Annotated in this window: 11 protein-coding genes; 8 read left to right on the top strand and 3 right to left on the bottom strand. The window is 58.6% G+C overall.

Translation table 11 applies throughout. The features are described from left to right. Positions 1-297 precede the first annotated feature (297 nt). The 8 genes from uvrA to SH410x_RS28705 all read left to right on the top strand — a co-directional run bounded on the left by uvrA (position 298) and on the right by SH410x_RS28705 (position 11,958). On the top strand, positions 298-3,252 hold the full coding sequence (gene uvrA / locus SH410x_RS28740; RefSeq protein WP_473677429.1) for an excinuclease ABC subunit UvrA: 2,955 nt from the start codon (positions 298-300) through the stop codon (positions 3,250-3,252). A gap of 84 nt (positions 3,253-3,336) precedes the next feature. Further along, positions 3,337-4,026: a response regulator gene (locus SH410x_RS28735; RefSeq protein WP_473673110.1), complete on the top strand. Its 690-nt coding sequence runs from the start codon at positions 3,337-3,339 to the stop codon at positions 4,024-4,026. Continuing rightward, positions 4,023-5,297, top strand: coding sequence for an ATP-binding protein (locus tag SH410x_RS28730; RefSeq protein WP_473673108.1), 1,275 nt, complete (start codon positions 4,023-4,025; stop codon positions 5,295-5,297). Before SH410x_RS28735 ends, SH410x_RS28730 begins: the two co-directional genes overlap by 4 nt. A gap of 366 nt (positions 5,298-5,663) precedes the next feature. Continuing rightward, on the top strand, positions 5,664-7,493 hold the full coding sequence (locus tag SH410x_RS28725; RefSeq protein WP_473673106.1) for a hypothetical protein: 1,830 nt from the start codon (positions 5,664-5,666) through the stop codon (positions 7,491-7,493). Between the two features lie 8 nt (positions 7,494-7,501). Further along, entirely contained in the window at positions 7,502-8,860 is a 1,359-nt protein-coding gene (locus SH410x_RS28720; protein WP_473673104.1) for a DUF1800 domain-containing protein, read from the top strand. An 18-nt stretch (positions 8,861-8,878) separates the two neighbouring features. Next, positions 8,879-10,120, top strand: coding sequence for a DUF1501 domain-containing protein (locus tag SH410x_RS28715; protein ID WP_473673102.1), 1,242 nt, complete (start codon positions 8,879-8,881; stop codon positions 10,118-10,120). Positions 10,121-10,284: 164 nt separating this feature from the next. Next, a complete protein-coding gene (locus SH410x_RS28710; RefSeq protein ID WP_473673101.1) occupies positions 10,285-10,866 on the top strand; it encodes a YceI family protein in 582 nt (193 codons plus the stop codon). Positions 10,867-10,869: 3 nt separating this feature from the next. Beyond that, on the top strand, positions 10,870-11,958 hold the full coding sequence (locus SH410x_RS28705; protein WP_473673099.1) for a hypothetical protein: 1,089 nt from the start codon (positions 10,870-10,872) through the stop codon (positions 11,956-11,958). Here SH410x_RS28705 and SH410x_RS28700 read toward each other — a convergent pair. Genes SH410x_RS28700 through SH410x_RS28690 form a run of 3 tightly spaced genes read right to left on the bottom strand, consistent with a single transcriptional unit; the run spans position 11,849 to position 15,284 of the window. After that, the gene (locus tag SH410x_RS28700; protein WP_473673098.1) at positions 11,849-13,156 is read right to left on the bottom strand and encodes a glycosyltransferase family 39 protein; all 1,308 of its coding nucleotides are present in this window, start codon (positions 13,154-13,156) and stop codon (positions 11,849-11,851) included. The two genes, SH410x_RS28705 and SH410x_RS28700, sit on opposite strands and share 110 nt — an antisense overlap. After that, on the bottom strand, positions 13,153-14,052 hold the full coding sequence (locus tag SH410x_RS28695; RefSeq protein ID WP_473673095.1) for an NAD(P)-dependent oxidoreductase: 900 nt from the start codon (positions 14,050-14,052) through the stop codon (positions 13,153-13,155). Before SH410x_RS28695 ends, SH410x_RS28700 begins: the two co-directional genes overlap by 4 nt. Positions 14,053-14,057: 5 nt before the next feature. Further along, entirely contained in the window at positions 14,058-15,284 is a 1,227-nt protein-coding gene (locus tag SH410x_RS28690; RefSeq protein ID WP_473677428.1) for a formylglycine-generating enzyme family protein, read from the bottom strand. Positions 15,285-15,382 lie beyond the last annotated feature (98 nt).

The following is a 15,382-nucleotide window of genomic DNA, read 5'->3' as shown; positions in this document are numbered from 1 at the left end:
AAGATCCTGTTCTGGATGGATCTTTAACAAGATCCACTACGCCAGTTATTGATCCCGCGTTGCTTAGTGAAAACGCCGTGGTTCGCCGTGCCCGGTTGGATGACGCGGCTCGTTTTAGCGACTGATTTTGCGGAACAGCTCCCTTTTTTAACCCTCAGATCACAACCCGAATGCGTTAACCTACCGAACCGCCTACTATTTCAGTGGATTAGAAATCCCCGATCTGCCTAGCACGCCGAAACACCGAGCTCCCCCGTGAAGCCCCCCCGTTCCAAACGGCCCCGCCCGAACGCCGCGATCGACGACGCGATCGACGATGCGATCGATGATGCGCCGCCGATCGAGCTGCGTGGATGTCGTGTCCACAACCTGCAAAATATTGACGTTGATATCCCGCGTGGGCAATTGACCGTGATCTGCGGCCTCTCCGGCAGCGGCAAGACGTCGCTGGCGTTGGACACGCTCTATGCCGAAGGGCAACGCTGTTATATCGAGAGTTTTTCCGCCTACACCCGCCAATACTTGGCTCGGCTGGAGAAGCCGGATTGCGATTCGATCACGGGCATCCCACCGGCGATCGCCGTGACGCGAGCGGCTGCGGTGAAGAACAACCGCAGCACCGTTGCGACCGCCACGGAAATTGCCGAACACGTACGATTGCTGTTCGCCAAAGCCGCCGATCTGATTTGCTATGGCTGTGGTCGCCAAGTCGAAATTGATAGCCCGCAGAGTGTCGCCGCAGAGATGGCAGACCCCGCCAGCGGTGTCGAACGCGCCATCGTGGGCTTTGAAGTTTGGTTGCCCGATCGAGTCACCGCCAGCGAGATTCTGCTCGGATTGCAGCAGGAAGGGTACCTGCGTCTGATCCTTAAAAACGAAACGTTTCGTCTTTCCGACGAGGACCGAGGACCACTCGCTCGGCGGATCGGTAGCCGGGGCGTGGCCGCCGTTGTTGTCGTCGATCGGTTGTCCGGTGATAGCGAGCTGTCGCGATGGACCGAATCACTCGAAACTGCGATGGCCGAAGGCAATGGGCGCGCCGTTGTGCTGTTGCAGCGCAGCGAACCCAGTCCGGCGGGCGCCGAGGCCGCCGATCCGAGCGAGCCCGCCCTGCGGCTGGTCAAGGTTCCCGTGCGCAGCATGGTTGTCGATGGACGCGACATGGAACAGCGGGTTGTCAGCGATCGTCGACGCTGTGATGAGTGTGACATCGAATATGCTGACCCTGTGCCGCGGTTGTTCAATTTCAACCATCCCCTCGGTGCGTGCGCTACCTGTGAAGGGTTCGGGGATGTGTTGCGAGTGGACATGTCACTGGTCGTCCCCGATCCCTCGCTGTCGATTCGCGAGGGCGCCATCGCTCCTTGGAACACGCCCTCCTACAGCCATGAACTCGATGAGCTGATCGCCCTCGCAGAGGACTTCAACATTCGTGTCGATGTGCCGTTTGAAAAACTCAAGAAGTCCGAACTGAAGAAGATTCATGCAGGCGTGCCCGAGCGGAAATTCGGTGGGCTCGATGGTTTCTTCGCGTGGCTGGATCGCAAAAAATACAAAATGCATGTGCGGGTTTTTGCCTCCCGCTATCGGACGTACTCAACCTGTCCCACCTGCGCAGGGCAACGATTCAAACCTGAAGCACTCGCCTACCGGATCGCGACGAAGAGTATCGCCGATGTACTCGCGATGCGCTGCGATCAAGTCACCGAATTTCTGACGAGTGTGACGATCGACGTCCGCGACGACGCGGATTCTGTCGCGGACGACGACACCATGACACTCGCGCGGGTGGCCGAGGCGAATGAGCATCGGCAGTATGCGATTGCGCGTGAACCCGTGCGTCAAGTTCTCGACCGCTTGCGATATCTCGATGCCGTGGGGTTGGGCTATCTCCAGCTCGATCGACCACTTCGAACCTTGTCAGGTGGCGAGACCCAGCGAATCGCCTTGACCTCGGCACTCGGCAGCACCCTCATCGGTATGCTGTATGTACTCGATGAACCGACCGCTGGTCTGCACCCCGATGACGTCCGCAATCTCATCCAAACCATCGTGCGGCTGCGTGATCGCGGCAACACAGTCGTGGCTGTCGAACACAATGCTCAACTGATCGCCGCGGCCGATCATGTGATTGAGATTGGCCCCGATGCGGGTGTGGGCGGGGGACGAAAAACGTTTGTCGGAACGCCTCAACAATTACTCGATGACCCGGACTCGCTCACCGGTCCCTATCTCGACGATCTCGACGCGGCGGATTCGACAGTCGCGAAACGTCGCGTCCGAGAGCCCCATCACTTCCTTGAGCTGCGTGGTGCGTCGGGGCACAATCTCAAGAGTGTGGACGTGTCCTTCCCGCTCGGAACGCTGTGCGTGGTGACGGGCCGTTCGGGCAGCGGCAAGAGCAGCCTGATTCATGACACGCTCTTCGGCGCTGTCTCGAGCGGGCTGGCCCAACGACGCGGGGAGGCACCCCCGAGTAGCGCTGCGGCGACATTGCCGTTTGCGAGCCTGCAGGGTGTCGCGCGAATCGAAGACTGTCTGCTCGTCGACCAGTCCCCGATCAGCCGCAGTCCACGGAGCTGCCCGGTAACGTTTGCCAAAGCCTTTGATGAGATTCGCAAGGCGTTCGCGGACACGGTCGATGCTCGAATTCGCAATTTCAAACCGGGGCATTTCAGTTTTAACTCCTCCGCTGGGCAGTGTGCAGCCTGTGAAGGTGCGGGCGTGCAGACGGTCGACATGCAGTTCCTCGCGGACGTTTCGATGCGCTGCCCGGAGTGTCGAGGGCGGCGTTACCGTGACGAAGTGTTGCAGGTGCGGTATCGCGACCGCACCATCGCTGAGGTATTGGAGATGACGGTCGGGGATGCGTACCGATTTTTCCGCAGCATGCCCAAGGCCCAAGCGAGGCTCAAACGACTGGTCGATGTGGGGCTGGACTATATCCCGCTCGGCCAGCCCGCCACGACGTTGTCCTCCGGCGAAGCCCAACGATTAAAGCTAGCCGCCTTCCTGGCCGGTTCGACAAAGCGTCGCACATTATTCTTGATGGACGAACCCACGACCGGTTTGCACTTCGCCGACATCACGCGGCTGATAGGCTGTTTCGACGCGCTGATCGCCGACGGCCACTCACTCATTGTGATCGAGCATCATCCCATGCTAACGGCCGCCGCCGACTGGATCATCGAAATCGGTCCCGGCGCCGCCGACGAGGGCGGCCAGATTGTACGCTCCGAAGCGAACCGATGAACCCGTTGTGTTTCCGCGCTGGCCCTCGTGTCTCCGCGGTACAATGAACCGCACTCGCACACAGATTTTGGATCGAGGCAAAGCATGAAAACTCACATCCTTCTCGTGGAAGACGACCGCCCACTCGCCGAAATGGTGCGCGAGTTTTTAGTGGAGCAGGACTTCGATGTGACCATCGAAGCAGACGGGCTCAAGGCGATCGATCGTATCGAACGCGAATCCTATGACGCGGTCGTCTTGGATATTGGGTTGCCGGGAACCGATGGCTTCACGATCTGCCGGTCGGTGCGTCCCAAGTATGCTGGTCCGATCATCGTGTTGACGGCGCGCGGGGAAGAAATCGACGAAGTGATCGCGTTGGAAGTGGGTGCCGACGACTTCATGGCGAAACCCGTTCGCCCGCGCGCCCTGTTGGCTCGATTGAAAGTCCACTTACGACGCGGCGACATGGCACCGCCGTCGGACACGGCTGCGATCACGGTTGGCGATGTGCGGATCGAGGAATCCAATCGCACGGTTTCCGTCGCGGGCGAGAACGTCGATCTGACGACTGCTGAGTTTGAACTGCTGCTCTATTTGGCGCAGCGCGCGGGAACAGTGGTCCAGCGAAGAGACATCTACGACGATCTCTTGGAACTGCCCTACGATGGTCTGGACCGCTCGATCGACCTGCGAGTCTCTCGGTTGCGACGAAAACTCAACGATGACCCAAACCAACCCACGCGCATCAAGTCCGTTCGCGGCGTCGGCTACCTGATGGCAAAGATAACATGACGCGATTGTTTCTGCGGTTCTATTTGGGGGTGATCCTCATTCTGTTCGTAGCTTGGTGCATTCAGGCGTATGTGTTCCGCGGGACGACGGAATCCGACAATATCAAGGTGATTGAGAATGCGCTCGGTGGCGGGGCATTGTCGGTCCGCGATGAATTACTGCAGGGCGGCCGGGAGCATTTTGACGAAACGCTGACTAAGATTCAGCAGCGATTTGCTCACCCCGTGCACATTGTCGAACGGTCCGACCGGCCGATGTCACCGAACATGATCTCACGGATTGATGCGGGGGAACCGGTGTTGCACCTCGGCAAGATGGACGCTGCGATCACGGGAACGGACTTGTTAGTCGAGTTGGGGCCGCTGCCTCAATTCGTTAGCCCCTCTCGAAACGATATCTTACTGGGGCTCGGTAGCGTCTTTTTACTCGCCGCCGGAGCAATCGCGTTTCTGTTGAGACCGATCGCGAGACAGTTGCGGAATGTCGAGAACGCGGCACTGGCGATCGCCGCAGGCGACTTGTCCGCTCGTATTCCGAAGGGCAAACGAAAGCGTGAGCTGCCCATCGTAGGCGCTTTCAACGCGATGGCGGACCGCGTCGAGTCGCTGCTCCGCTCGCAGAAAGAACTGTTGCAAGCGGTCTCGCATGAACTCCGTACACCTTTGGCGCGAATCAAGTTTGCGACGGAGTTAGTCCGCTCGGCCGAGGATGACGTCAAACGAGAGCAGCGGGTGGATTCGATCGACGAAGCCACCGACAAACTCGATGCGTTGGTGGGCGAACTGCTGGACTACACCCGTTATGACGCGGGCGCCGAGAACCATCAACGCGAAAGCATTTCGTTCGATGATCTGATCGGTGAAGCCATCGAGCTTCATTCGCCCTTGCATCCCAACATTCAGTTCATCACGGTTGGCTGCTCCGATTCATCTGAGATCCACTCTTACCGAGTCGGCCTCGTGCGCGCCATTGGTAACCTGGTGAGTAATGCGGGCAAGTACGCAGCTTCGCAAGTCCGTGTGAGCACGAGTCAGTGCGAGCAACAGTGGTGCATTCACGTTGAAGATGACGGCGACGGGATCTCCGAGGAAGATCGGGAGGCTGTCTTCGAGCCGTTCAAGCGGCTCGCGGCCGGATCACAGCCGGGCACGGGCCTGGGCCTCGCTCTGGTCCGCCGGATATCCCGACGTCTCGGTGGTGATGTCAGCGTGGACCAAAGTTCGCTCGGGGGAGCCCGATTCACGATCACCGTTCCCCAAGTCACGAAATGAACGTGGATCGCATTCCAGGCGGTGACCCCGTGAGTCCGTTTTGCCGAACGCACGGTCCGGAATCCCTACAGAGCGATACAAAACGATTCAATGCGACGCCGCCGTTGCGGTGTATCATCAACTAAAACGCTCTCTTACCGAGTTACCGCCAATGGAACTTAGGAACGAGCGGAAAATGACTGTCTGATATTGTGGCCGAACGCTCCGCGGTCGACCATTCCGACCGCGCAGCGTTCGGCCACTTATTTTTCGCTCGTTCCTTATCTTGCAAATCCTGGCCCTGTTGCTGCTTCTAGCGATGTCGCTGTCGTGTACCGGACAGGATGTCACCCACGCACCCGATCTCTTTTCATAAAGATAAACCTGATGAGCCATCGACCGAAACTCTCAATCCACGCAATGAGCGGACTGCTGGTCATGGCCAGCTACGTCGTGTGGCCTGTGGAATCATTTGCCGATCCGCCTCGTGGCGTTGATTGCAAGGCGGCGGAGTTATTGCCTTCCTCGATTGTCGCCTGTGCAGAGGTGTCCGATGTGGGCGCGGTATTGCAGACGGTTTTGCGTCATCCGTTGCGCGCCCAATTCGAGGCGATGCCGGCCTATGAGCTGTTCATGCAATCGGGAGCGTCTAAACAGTTGCAAATGGGCGTGCATGGCTTGGAAGCGAGTATGGGAAAACCGTGGCAACAGGCTCTCGATACGCTGACGGACCGTGGCGTTACGATCGCATTGGATACTGCGGGCGGCGGAGTGGCGATCCTCATCCGTTCATCCGATGCGGAACTGCTAGAACGCTTCCGAGGTTTTGTGCTGGCTGTTCGGCAACTGCGAGGCGCAGCTGCCGAACAGGGTGACTACCGAGACTTTGTAGTCGATCGGGTAGGCGACAAATTCAAGATGGTCCGGATGCACGATTGGATGCTGCTGACCAACAGTTCCGAGCTGGGCAAGACGATCATTGACCAGTACCTCGATCGCGACGGCGATACACTGGCGTCCAACGCAGCATATGCAGCGGCATCGAAGGGGTTTGATGCGGGCGATACCGAGCGCCGCGTTGCTTCTGCTTTCCTTGACATTAAAACCATTCGCGATGCGGGCGTTGCCAAGAATCTCAACAAGGAGAAAACCGACAACCTTGCCGCCGAAGTGGCACTGGGCGGTGTGTTGGCGAACCTTCGTCATACGCCGTATTTGACGGGCGAGTTGCAGCTCAACAATGACGGTGTGTCACTGCGATTGGCCACCCCGCACCAGCGAGAATGGGAACCTCCTCGAGAGTACTTTTTTGGGGCGCCGGAGCTCGCTGCGGCGCCCTCTCTATTGACGGTCCCCCACCAACTGTTCGCGATGTCGGCACACCGCGATCTATCCCAAATGTGGCTGCGCGCTGGTGATTTGGTTTCTGATCGAGTCAACGATCAGCTGGCGGTTGCCGATACCACGCTCACAACATTCTTCTCAGGCCGTGACTTTGGGGAAGACATCCTGGGCTCGTTTGCCAGTGATGTGCAAATTGTCGGGATGGAACAAGACTTTTCTGAAGTGCTTCCGCAACCGGCGATCAAGTTGCCCGCTTTTGCGTTGCAGTTTCGGATGAGGAACCCGGAAGAAACCCGCCCCGAACTGCGTCGCGTGTTCCAAAGCTTTATCGGCTTCTTGAACGTCACCGGCGCACAAAACGGACAACCACAACTTGACCTGGGTATGGAAGTGGCCGGCGACACGCAGTACATCACGGCCAGTTATGTGCCCGATAGGGATCAGCGAGAGAGCCTGGACGCGAAGATTCAATTTAACTTTTCGCCGACGATCGCGTTCGCCAACGAACGGATCATCATTTCCAGCTCACTCGCGCTCGCTCACGCGATGATCGAGTCCACCGGCACGGCCGAGACCACCGGTACGGTGGAGACCACCGGTACGGTCGCAACCACAGACGCCCGTGACTCCAATACGAGCGGCGAGTTGGACGCGACGACGTTGCGCCGCATCCTGGAAGCCAATCGTTTGCAGCTCGTTGCCAACAACATGCTCGAAAAAGGGCACAGCAAAGAGGCCGCCGAAGAGGAAATCGGCTTGCTACTCAAACTGCTTAGCTTCTTCCGCGGCGCTCGCTTGAATTTGGATGTCACGCAGTCGCAGATGTCGTTGAGTCTGGCCGTTGACCTGCAAACCGAGGCGGATATCCAGTAATGATCAGCATGCAATCCACTGACCCCGCCTGGGCATGGCAACCGTTCGACCCGACGCCCCAGCAACCTTGGGACCGTTCATCGGTCGCGCACTTGTATCGCCGAGCGGGGTTCGGTGCTGATTTGATTCGCATCGACGATGCGGTCAAACGAACACCCGCCGAAGTGGTGAGCGAACTGCTTGCGGGAGATTCTGATCCAACCGATTTTCGCTCCACCGCCGACATGCTTGCCGAAGCGACGTTGGCTGGCGGCGACCCCGCAAAGTTGTCAGCGGCGTGGGTTTATCGACTGCTATACACACCCAACCAGCTGCTCGAGAAGACGACGCTGCTTTGGCACGGGCATTTCGCAACGGGGGCTGAGAAGGTCAAAGACGCCAGAATGATGTGGAATCAAAATCAGCTCCTGCGTGATCATGCGCTGGGTGATTTTAGTGAGTTGGCAATGAAGATTTCTCAAGATCCTGCGATGCTGATCTACCTCGATTCGGCTATCAATCGCAAAGCGCATCCGAACGAGAACTTCGCCCGCGAATTGATGGAGCTGTTCTGTTTGGGAGAAGGCAACTACAGCGAAAGGGACGTGCTCGAACTGGCACGCTGTTTCACGGGATGGGAGATCAAGAACAAAAAGTTTCGCAAGAATCGTTACCAGCACGATTCTGACGAGAAGACGGTGTTGGGACAGCGTGGCAATTTCGACGGGGAGGATGGTGTGCGGATCGTCTTGGAGCAGCCTGCTGCACCACGGTTCATCGCTCGTAAACTGGTTCGGTTCTTCGTCAGTGATGAACCCGCTCCAACCGATGCAATGTTGCAACCGCTGGCAGACCTGCTGCGCGAACATGATTGGCAATTGGCGCCAGTCGTCCAGCGAATCCTAGCGAGCAATCTGTTCTATTCCTCGAATTCGGTCGGTCGCAAGATCAAGTCACCGGTCGAATTGGTGATGGGCATGCTGCGCAGTCTCAAGGGCACCACCAATACCCAACTGGTCGCGGAAGGCTTGCTGAACATCGGGCAAGGCTTGTTCTACCCGCCGAATGTGAAGGGCTGGGACGGCGGCCGGGCGTGGATCAATTCTTCAACGTTGCTCGGCCGCGCGAATCTGATCGCTGACATTTTAGAAAGCGAGGCGACACGCTTCGGAGGCGGGAGCCTTTCTGAATATCTACGGGGCCAGGATGTGCAAACGACCGACCAGGCCATCGAGCACTTCGAGCATTGTTTGCTCGCCGTGCGATTGGATGACGCCACCAAAGCCCAGCTCCGCGAGACCGCCGCATCCCACTCGGGCGACACCGAGCGGCGAATGCGTTCGCTACTGCATGCTGTGACATCTCTACCCATCTGCCAACTCGCGTGATTTTAAAGGCCTATCAAGATGATCATTGCTAACAATCAAAGTCGACGAAGATTCCTGCGAAACTCCGTCGGCTCGGCTGCGGCGATGGGGGTGGGGGTGGGGGTGGCATTGCCGAATTGCTTTGCCGAAGCCGCATCGGGTGTCAGTCGCAAGAATGAAAGAGTACTGATTGTTGTCCAAATGTCCGGTGGGAACGATGGATTGAACACCATCGTTCCGTACGCTGATGATGACTATCGGTCGGCTCGTCCTCGGCTCGCGATCCCAGCGAGCGACGTGTTGAGGTGTGATGATGATTGCGGTTTGCATCCCTCATTGACCGGCATGCATGATCTATTGCAAGCCAGCCAATTTGCCGCCGTTCGCAGTGTCGGGTATGAGCAGCCGAACCGGTCCCATTTCGAGTCGATGGATATCTGGCACACCTGCCGACGCAAAGGCGAACCCCGTCCCGATGGATGGCTTGGCCGGTTCCTGGATCAGCAGCCCTTGACCGCTGGAGGTGATGTCCTTGCCTTACACCTCGGTAGTGAACAGCAACCAGCGGCGATCGCTTCGACCAGCATCCGTGTCCCCACCGTGAAAGAACTAACCGATTTCCAATTGCGAGGCACTGACAAGCAGTCACTGCGTGAGCTGCTGCACAATCCTCAGCTGACCAGCACTGCGGGTGAGAACGACCTGTTGGATTTTTTGCAATTCAGCACGAGATCCGCGATTGCGGCGAGCCAGCGAGTGACGGACGCGGTTCAGGGCTATCAAAGCGAAGTGAAATATCCCGAAACGGAGCTGGGGAAGAAGCTGCGAGTCGTGGCCCAATTGATCGACGCAGGTCTGACGACTCGAATCTACTACGTCCAACACGATGGTTTCGACACGCATGCCCAGCAAGCACAGACGCACAGTATTCTGCTCCGACAATGGAGCGATGCGGTGAGCGCGTTGGTGCGTGACTTAGAGGCCCACGATCACGGCAAGCGGGTCTGCGTCATGACGTTTAGCGAGTTTGGACGGCGCGTTTCGGAGAACGCCAGCGAAGGAACCGACCACGGCGCTGCGGGACCAATGTTCTTATGTGGTGGCGGTGTCAACGCGGGCATTTACGGCAAACATCCGAACTTGACCGATCTGCAAGACGGCGATTTGAAACACGAGTACGACTTCCGCCAAGTCTACGCATCGGTGCTGCAAGATTGGCTCGGTACCGATCCGACACCCATTCTCGGTAAAGAATACAAGTCACTACCATTGTTCGCTTGATTTTCATTTTGAACCTGGCGAGTACAGACCTGATGGTCACGGGAGATCAACGATACCGAGCCGCAGGGGCGATCCACCCTTCAACTCGCTTCGCCGCGGACCTCTAGCTGCTACAATGGCGGCAAATATGCCATTCCCCTAACTCTCCCAGGAACAATTTTATGATGCGATTTCTTTCAGCGTCGGCCCGAATGCTCGTATGTGGCGCCGTCCTATGCGTCTCCACCACGCCCACCCAGGCGGCGGACGAGTATGACTATGACCTCGTTCATTCGTCCGTCAGTTTTAAGGCCCGACATCTCGACATCAGCTGGATTCATGGCCGGTTCAATGACGTCGCTGGAAAATTCACTCTCGATCGCGAGGATCCTTCCAAGTCGACTTTCTCTCTAACGATCAAAACCGACAGCGTGGATACCGCTAACGAAGCTCGTGACAAACACCTGCGCCAACCCGATTACTTTGATACCAAACAGTACCCCACGATTGAGTTTAAAAGCACGAGCACGAAGGCGATCGATGGTGGGTATGAAGTGACAGGCGACTTTACGATGCACGGCACGACGAACGAGATCACGATCGTCCTGATGGGTGGCAAGGAACACGTGTTTAAAGACGTCAAACGCGTCGCATTTTCGACTGAGCTAGCACTCAAGCGTAGTGACTACGGCTTCGACAAAAATGCGATCGGACCGATCGGCGACGAAGCGTTGATCATGATTGACTGTGAAGGTGTTCAGAAATAGCTGATGCCTGATCCATTGCTCTATTGGAAGGCAATGGGTGTTGCCGCCGCCGTCAGCGCCATCGTCGTGCTGGCAGTGTTGTCGCTGAGGCGGTCGGTAAACGAGACTGGGTTGAACGCGGCGTGCCTGATCGGGGTCGGAGTCGGCCTCGCGGCCGGCAACGCCGTGTTGGCTCTCAACCTGTCGTGGCCCCCGCGCAGCGGGCTCGATCGGTTGTTGATGATCGTTCTTCCGGCAGTGCTCGGTATTGAACTAATCGCGGGATTCAACCGAGTTCCGCGCAGGGCGGTTTGGTTGTTGCGAATCATCCTGTCACTGGCGACGCCACGCATCTTGCTGCATGGATCCGTCTATCTGAGTAGCTCGGGAGACTGGACGTCGTCGCGAGCCGGGGTGACGATCGTGGCTTGTGGCCTCGGGTTGGCGCTCGTTTGGAGCCTGCTTTCCTGGTTGGCGACGCGAAGTGGGGGGCTCTCCATTCCATTGGCACTCTGTCTTGCCATTCAGTGCAGTGGCGTGGCTGTGATGATGGCGGGTTACATCAAAGGCGGCGCCGCAGCGATCCCCTTCGTCGCGACACTGCTGGGAGCATCGCTCGCTCTGCGTGTGTTCACAAAATACGCCGCTCACCGCGTCGAGAGGGACAACCCGGATCGTTTCGTGCCTGCGGGCGTCGTTGGCGTTGGCGTCGTAGGTTTGTTCAGCCTGCTGTTCATCGGTCGCTTCTTCGGTGAGATTTCGACGGGGCCTGCACTCACGATGCTGTTGGCGCCCCTGTTGTGCTGGACGACTGAGTTACCCCTGCTGCGAAATCGCAAGCCTTGGTTGGTTGCATCATTCCGCTTGGCACTGGTCGTGATCCCCTTACTGGTCGTATTGATCGCGGCGAAGCGAAAGTTCGACCGCGAGATGTCACCACTCTTAGGAACTGCCAAGACAACCACGTCAGCCCATGAATCCACGTCAGCCCATGAATCAGAGATCAGCGCCGTCGCACAAACGCTGCTGCAGCGGCGATGGAGAGAACTGGGATCGCGGGCGAACGCATCCGTGGATTACTCCAGTAAACCGCGTGGACAGCGCTCAGCGTGATCACGAGCGCGGCAGCGGGCCACCATGCTATCCAACGCCGCCAGTGACGCGGATGAAATGAATGAATATGTCTCAGGACCGCCATCACAATGAGCGCGTACACGAGACTGTGCAGCAACCCAACGATAACAATCAGGCTCGTTGACCGGCCTGCGGTCGCGTGCGGGAACGGCTGCCACAATCGCATCATGCGAACCCAGCACGAGTACGTGAACATATCCGGTCGGCGTGCGATCGCTGATTTTGCAGCAGCGTAGGCGACTCGATCGTCAGCGACTTCGTCTCCGCTCCGGGGCAATGCTTGGTACACCTCGAAAAACTCGTCCGCCTGCCATGCATGGCGACGCCAGGGCAGCTCGGTGGGTTTGTTTTCCAAGTAGTCATAGAACGAATCATTATTGGCCAACAGCAGCGTGTAGCCGCCATGCGTCGTGCCCCAGACTCCATGGCCGATCGCGGCGACGTTGCGCAGCGTCCAGGCACCCACGCCCATCCCGATGATCGCCAGCGTGATCGCCAGCGTCACGGCTCGGCCAGCACGGTGCAACCGGCCGGCCACCGGCAGGCAGGCAGCGATCATCGCTGCCCAGACTAAAAAGGTCGGTCGACAAAGAATGCACAAGGTCAGCAGCGTGCCCAGGACGACTGCGTCCAGAACAGGCGACCGCGGTGGTGGAGGAGTCCGTGTTTCCGGTGGGCGATCTCGCGGGCCGGAAATTCGCACGACCCACCACCACCACACCATCACCACGAGTGCCGTCGCGATGGTCTCTGTCATCACAAGCGAGGATTGCCATAGCAGAATGGGATCGATCAAGACCAACGCGGCCGCGAACAATGCCGCCCAGCCCGATAACAGGCGGCGGGCAATGTCCCAGGTCAATCCGATCGTCAGCCCTCCCAGGATCAACTGAACGATTGCCACCGAGAAATTGGAGAGCTGCCCCGTCCCATCGACCAGCCACGACAGCAGCCACGGATAGAGCGGGGGGCGAAACGCGGTCGCCCGCGCCGCGTCGGGACCGACGGGCAACCCAAACACACCGGTTCGCGCGAGCGTTTCGGCAATCACCCGATACGCGTCAGGATCGTCTTGTAGGGAATCGTAGTGGGTCAGCAGGAAGCCGCCGCGTACGACTACAACGACCAATGCCAAGCAGGTCCAACGGACCAGGCGCGTGCGTGCCTGATCGCTCAATCCCACTCCATTCCTGACATCTCAGCGACGGCACTGACCAGGGCTTGCGTCCCCGCCCGCCCGCCGCCCTTGGCGATCACGGATTGGTAGAGTTGCTCGGCGAGTGCAAGGCCTGGTAGGCAAAGATTCATTCTCTTTGCTTCCGCGAGCGCGATGCCCATGTCTTTGACGAAGTGCTCGACATAGAAACCGGGTTCGAAATCGCCCGCAATCATACGGGGACCCAGATTACTCAGCGACCAACTGCCCGCCGCACCCGAGCCGACCGAGCGCAGCACGGTCGGCGGGTCCAGTCCCGCGCGGACGGCGTAGACGAGTGCTTCACAGACGCCAATCATGCCGCTGGCGATCAAGGTTTGGTTGACCATTTTGGTGTGCTGCCCGGCACCGGGACCGCCCTGGTGCACAATGGTCTTGCCCATGATCTCAAAACAGGGCATGACGCGATTCACCGTTTCGGGACTGCCACCGATCATGATCGACAGTGTGCCGGCGGCTGCGCCTGAGTCGCCACCGGAGACGGGGGCATCGAGAGCGTCAGCGCCGCACTGGCGGGCGACCTTTTCAATTTCGACCGCCAAGGACGGTTCGCTGGTCGTCATATCGACCAAAATGCCATCTTGGGGGATCCCCGCCACAGCGCCGTGTTGCGGATCGAGGAACACCTCGCGGACGTCGGCGGGATAGCCCACGATCGCAAAAACGATCTGCGCTTGCTCGGCGACTTCACGGGGTGAGGCCGCCCATCGCGCACCACGCTCGATCAGCGACGCCGCTTTCTCTCGCGTGCGTGTTGTGAGCGTGAGCGGGTAACCCGCATCGAGCAGGTGTCCGGCCATCGAGTGTCCCATGACACCGGTGCCGATCCAACCAATCGACGGTTTGTCAGCGGTCATGGAGCTTACTTTTCCTTGGCGGCCTCACCGAGACCCTCATCGACGTAGCCATATCCGCCTCGGCCTTCATTGATGCGGCTCTCGACGTCCATGAGTGTTTCAGCGACCGAGGTATCCCAAAACTTGGAGATTGTTTGGGGGGGTAGCGGCTCGAGAGAGCGGAACAGGCGAAGGCCAACACCGCGTGATGGGTCGCTGGTGAACCACCACGGGCTGCGAGGGAAATTCGGGTCTTCCGACTTCCATTCCTCGTCGTCCGACGCCAATCTCGCGGCACTGCGCAGTTCGGGTGGTTCCATTTCCCAACTGCCACCACGGACGACACAAGGATAGGGATTCTCAGGCCAACGCGTTGCGGCGGTCGCGTCGCTCGGCGTTTCGTCTTGCATCCAATCATAACCATCTTCGGTGTACCCGTTGACGGTCCACTCGGCGGCGTTGCCGTGCATATCATAGAGTCCAAACGGATTCGGCTTCTTCGTACCAACGTCACCGGGACCATCGAGGGAGTTATCGAAGTACCACGCGTAGTCGTCGATGACAGTCGGGTCATCGCCCCAGCTGTAGGCTGTCGTGGTTCCGCCGCGGGCGGCGTGTTCCCATTCGGCTTCGGTGGGCAAGCGGTATTGCGTGTTGGTCATTCGCGACAACCATTTGGTGAACTGCTGGGCAGCGTACTGGGTCATCGTCACCGCCGGCTGAGTCGGTTCGGAACCATATTCAAACGTGAACGAGGGGTCATAGAGTTCCGTCGGTGCCGTCACCGAATCCACGAGATTGGTTTCATCGACGGGACGAATCCCCTCCATTTCAAAATCTTTGAAGACGCCGTACATCCGCATGTACTCTTTGTACATGTCCCAGCGTGTTTCCGTCTTGGCCACCCACATGGGCTTGGCGGTTAGCACAATCGCGGGCCCCTCATCTTCGACGAAGTCGTCGGCGTCTTCGGGGGTTCCCAAGGTGAAATCACCGCCTGGGACGGGGACCATCTCGAAGGTAATGTCCGTACCCGGAATGCGTTCCGTGTACGGCACCATGAACCTGCCATCCTCGAGCGCGACGAAGGGCCCCTCAGCAGGTTTTTCACTCGCGATCCCCTGAATGGTCGCGGCATCCTTGGCTGCCGCTGGGGTGGGTTGGGCTGCGACCGCCTGCGTCGAAACGACCGCTCCCGAAAGTGCAGCGAGGCCGAGGCAAGCGGAGAAGAGTTTTTGTCGGTACACAGGCATGGCGATGAAGGCAGTGGCTAGCGAGGCGAGATGGGACGCGGCGAGAGTCGATCGGCGCAGTTCACATCGGATTGGGATCGTTCGGTGCCCCATTCTAG

This window comes from Rhodopirellula sp. SH410, assembly GCF_055811895.1.
This window is presented reverse-complemented; position numbering and strand designations above follow the sequence as displayed.

Bases quoted from the DNA above. Each gene is read 5' to 3' on its own strand.
- SH410x_RS28735 (WP_473673110.1), top strand. From the start codon at position 3,337: ATGAAAACTCACATCCTTCTCGTGGAAGACGACCGCCCACTCGCCGAA.
- SH410x_RS28730 (WP_473673108.1), top strand. From the start codon at position 4,023: ATGACGCGATTGTTTCTGCGGTTCTATTTGGGGGTGATCCTCATTCTG.
- SH410x_RS28725 (WP_473673106.1), top strand. From the start codon at position 5,664: ATGAGCCATCGACCGAAACTCTCAATCCACGCAATGAGCGGACTGCTG.
- SH410x_RS28720 (WP_473673104.1), top strand. From the start codon at position 7,502: ATGCAATCCACTGACCCCGCCTGGGCATGGCAACCGTTCGACCCGACG.
- SH410x_RS28715 (WP_473673102.1), top strand. From the start codon at position 8,879: ATGATCATTGCTAACAATCAAAGTCGACGAAGATTCCTGCGAAACTCC.
- SH410x_RS28710 (WP_473673101.1), top strand. From the start codon at position 10,285: ATGCGATTTCTTTCAGCGTCGGCCCGAATGCTCGTATGTGGCGCCGTC.
- SH410x_RS28705 (WP_473673099.1), top strand. From the start codon at position 10,870: ATGCCTGATCCATTGCTCTATTGGAAGGCAATGGGTGTTGCCGCCGCC.
- SH410x_RS28695 (WP_473673095.1), bottom strand. From the start codon at position 14,052: ATGACCGCTGACAAACCGTCGATTGGTTGGATCGGCACCGGTGTCATG.
- SH410x_RS28690 (WP_473677428.1), bottom strand. From the start codon at position 15,284: ATGCCTGTGTACCGACAAAAACTCTTCTCCGCTTGCCTCGGCCTCGCT.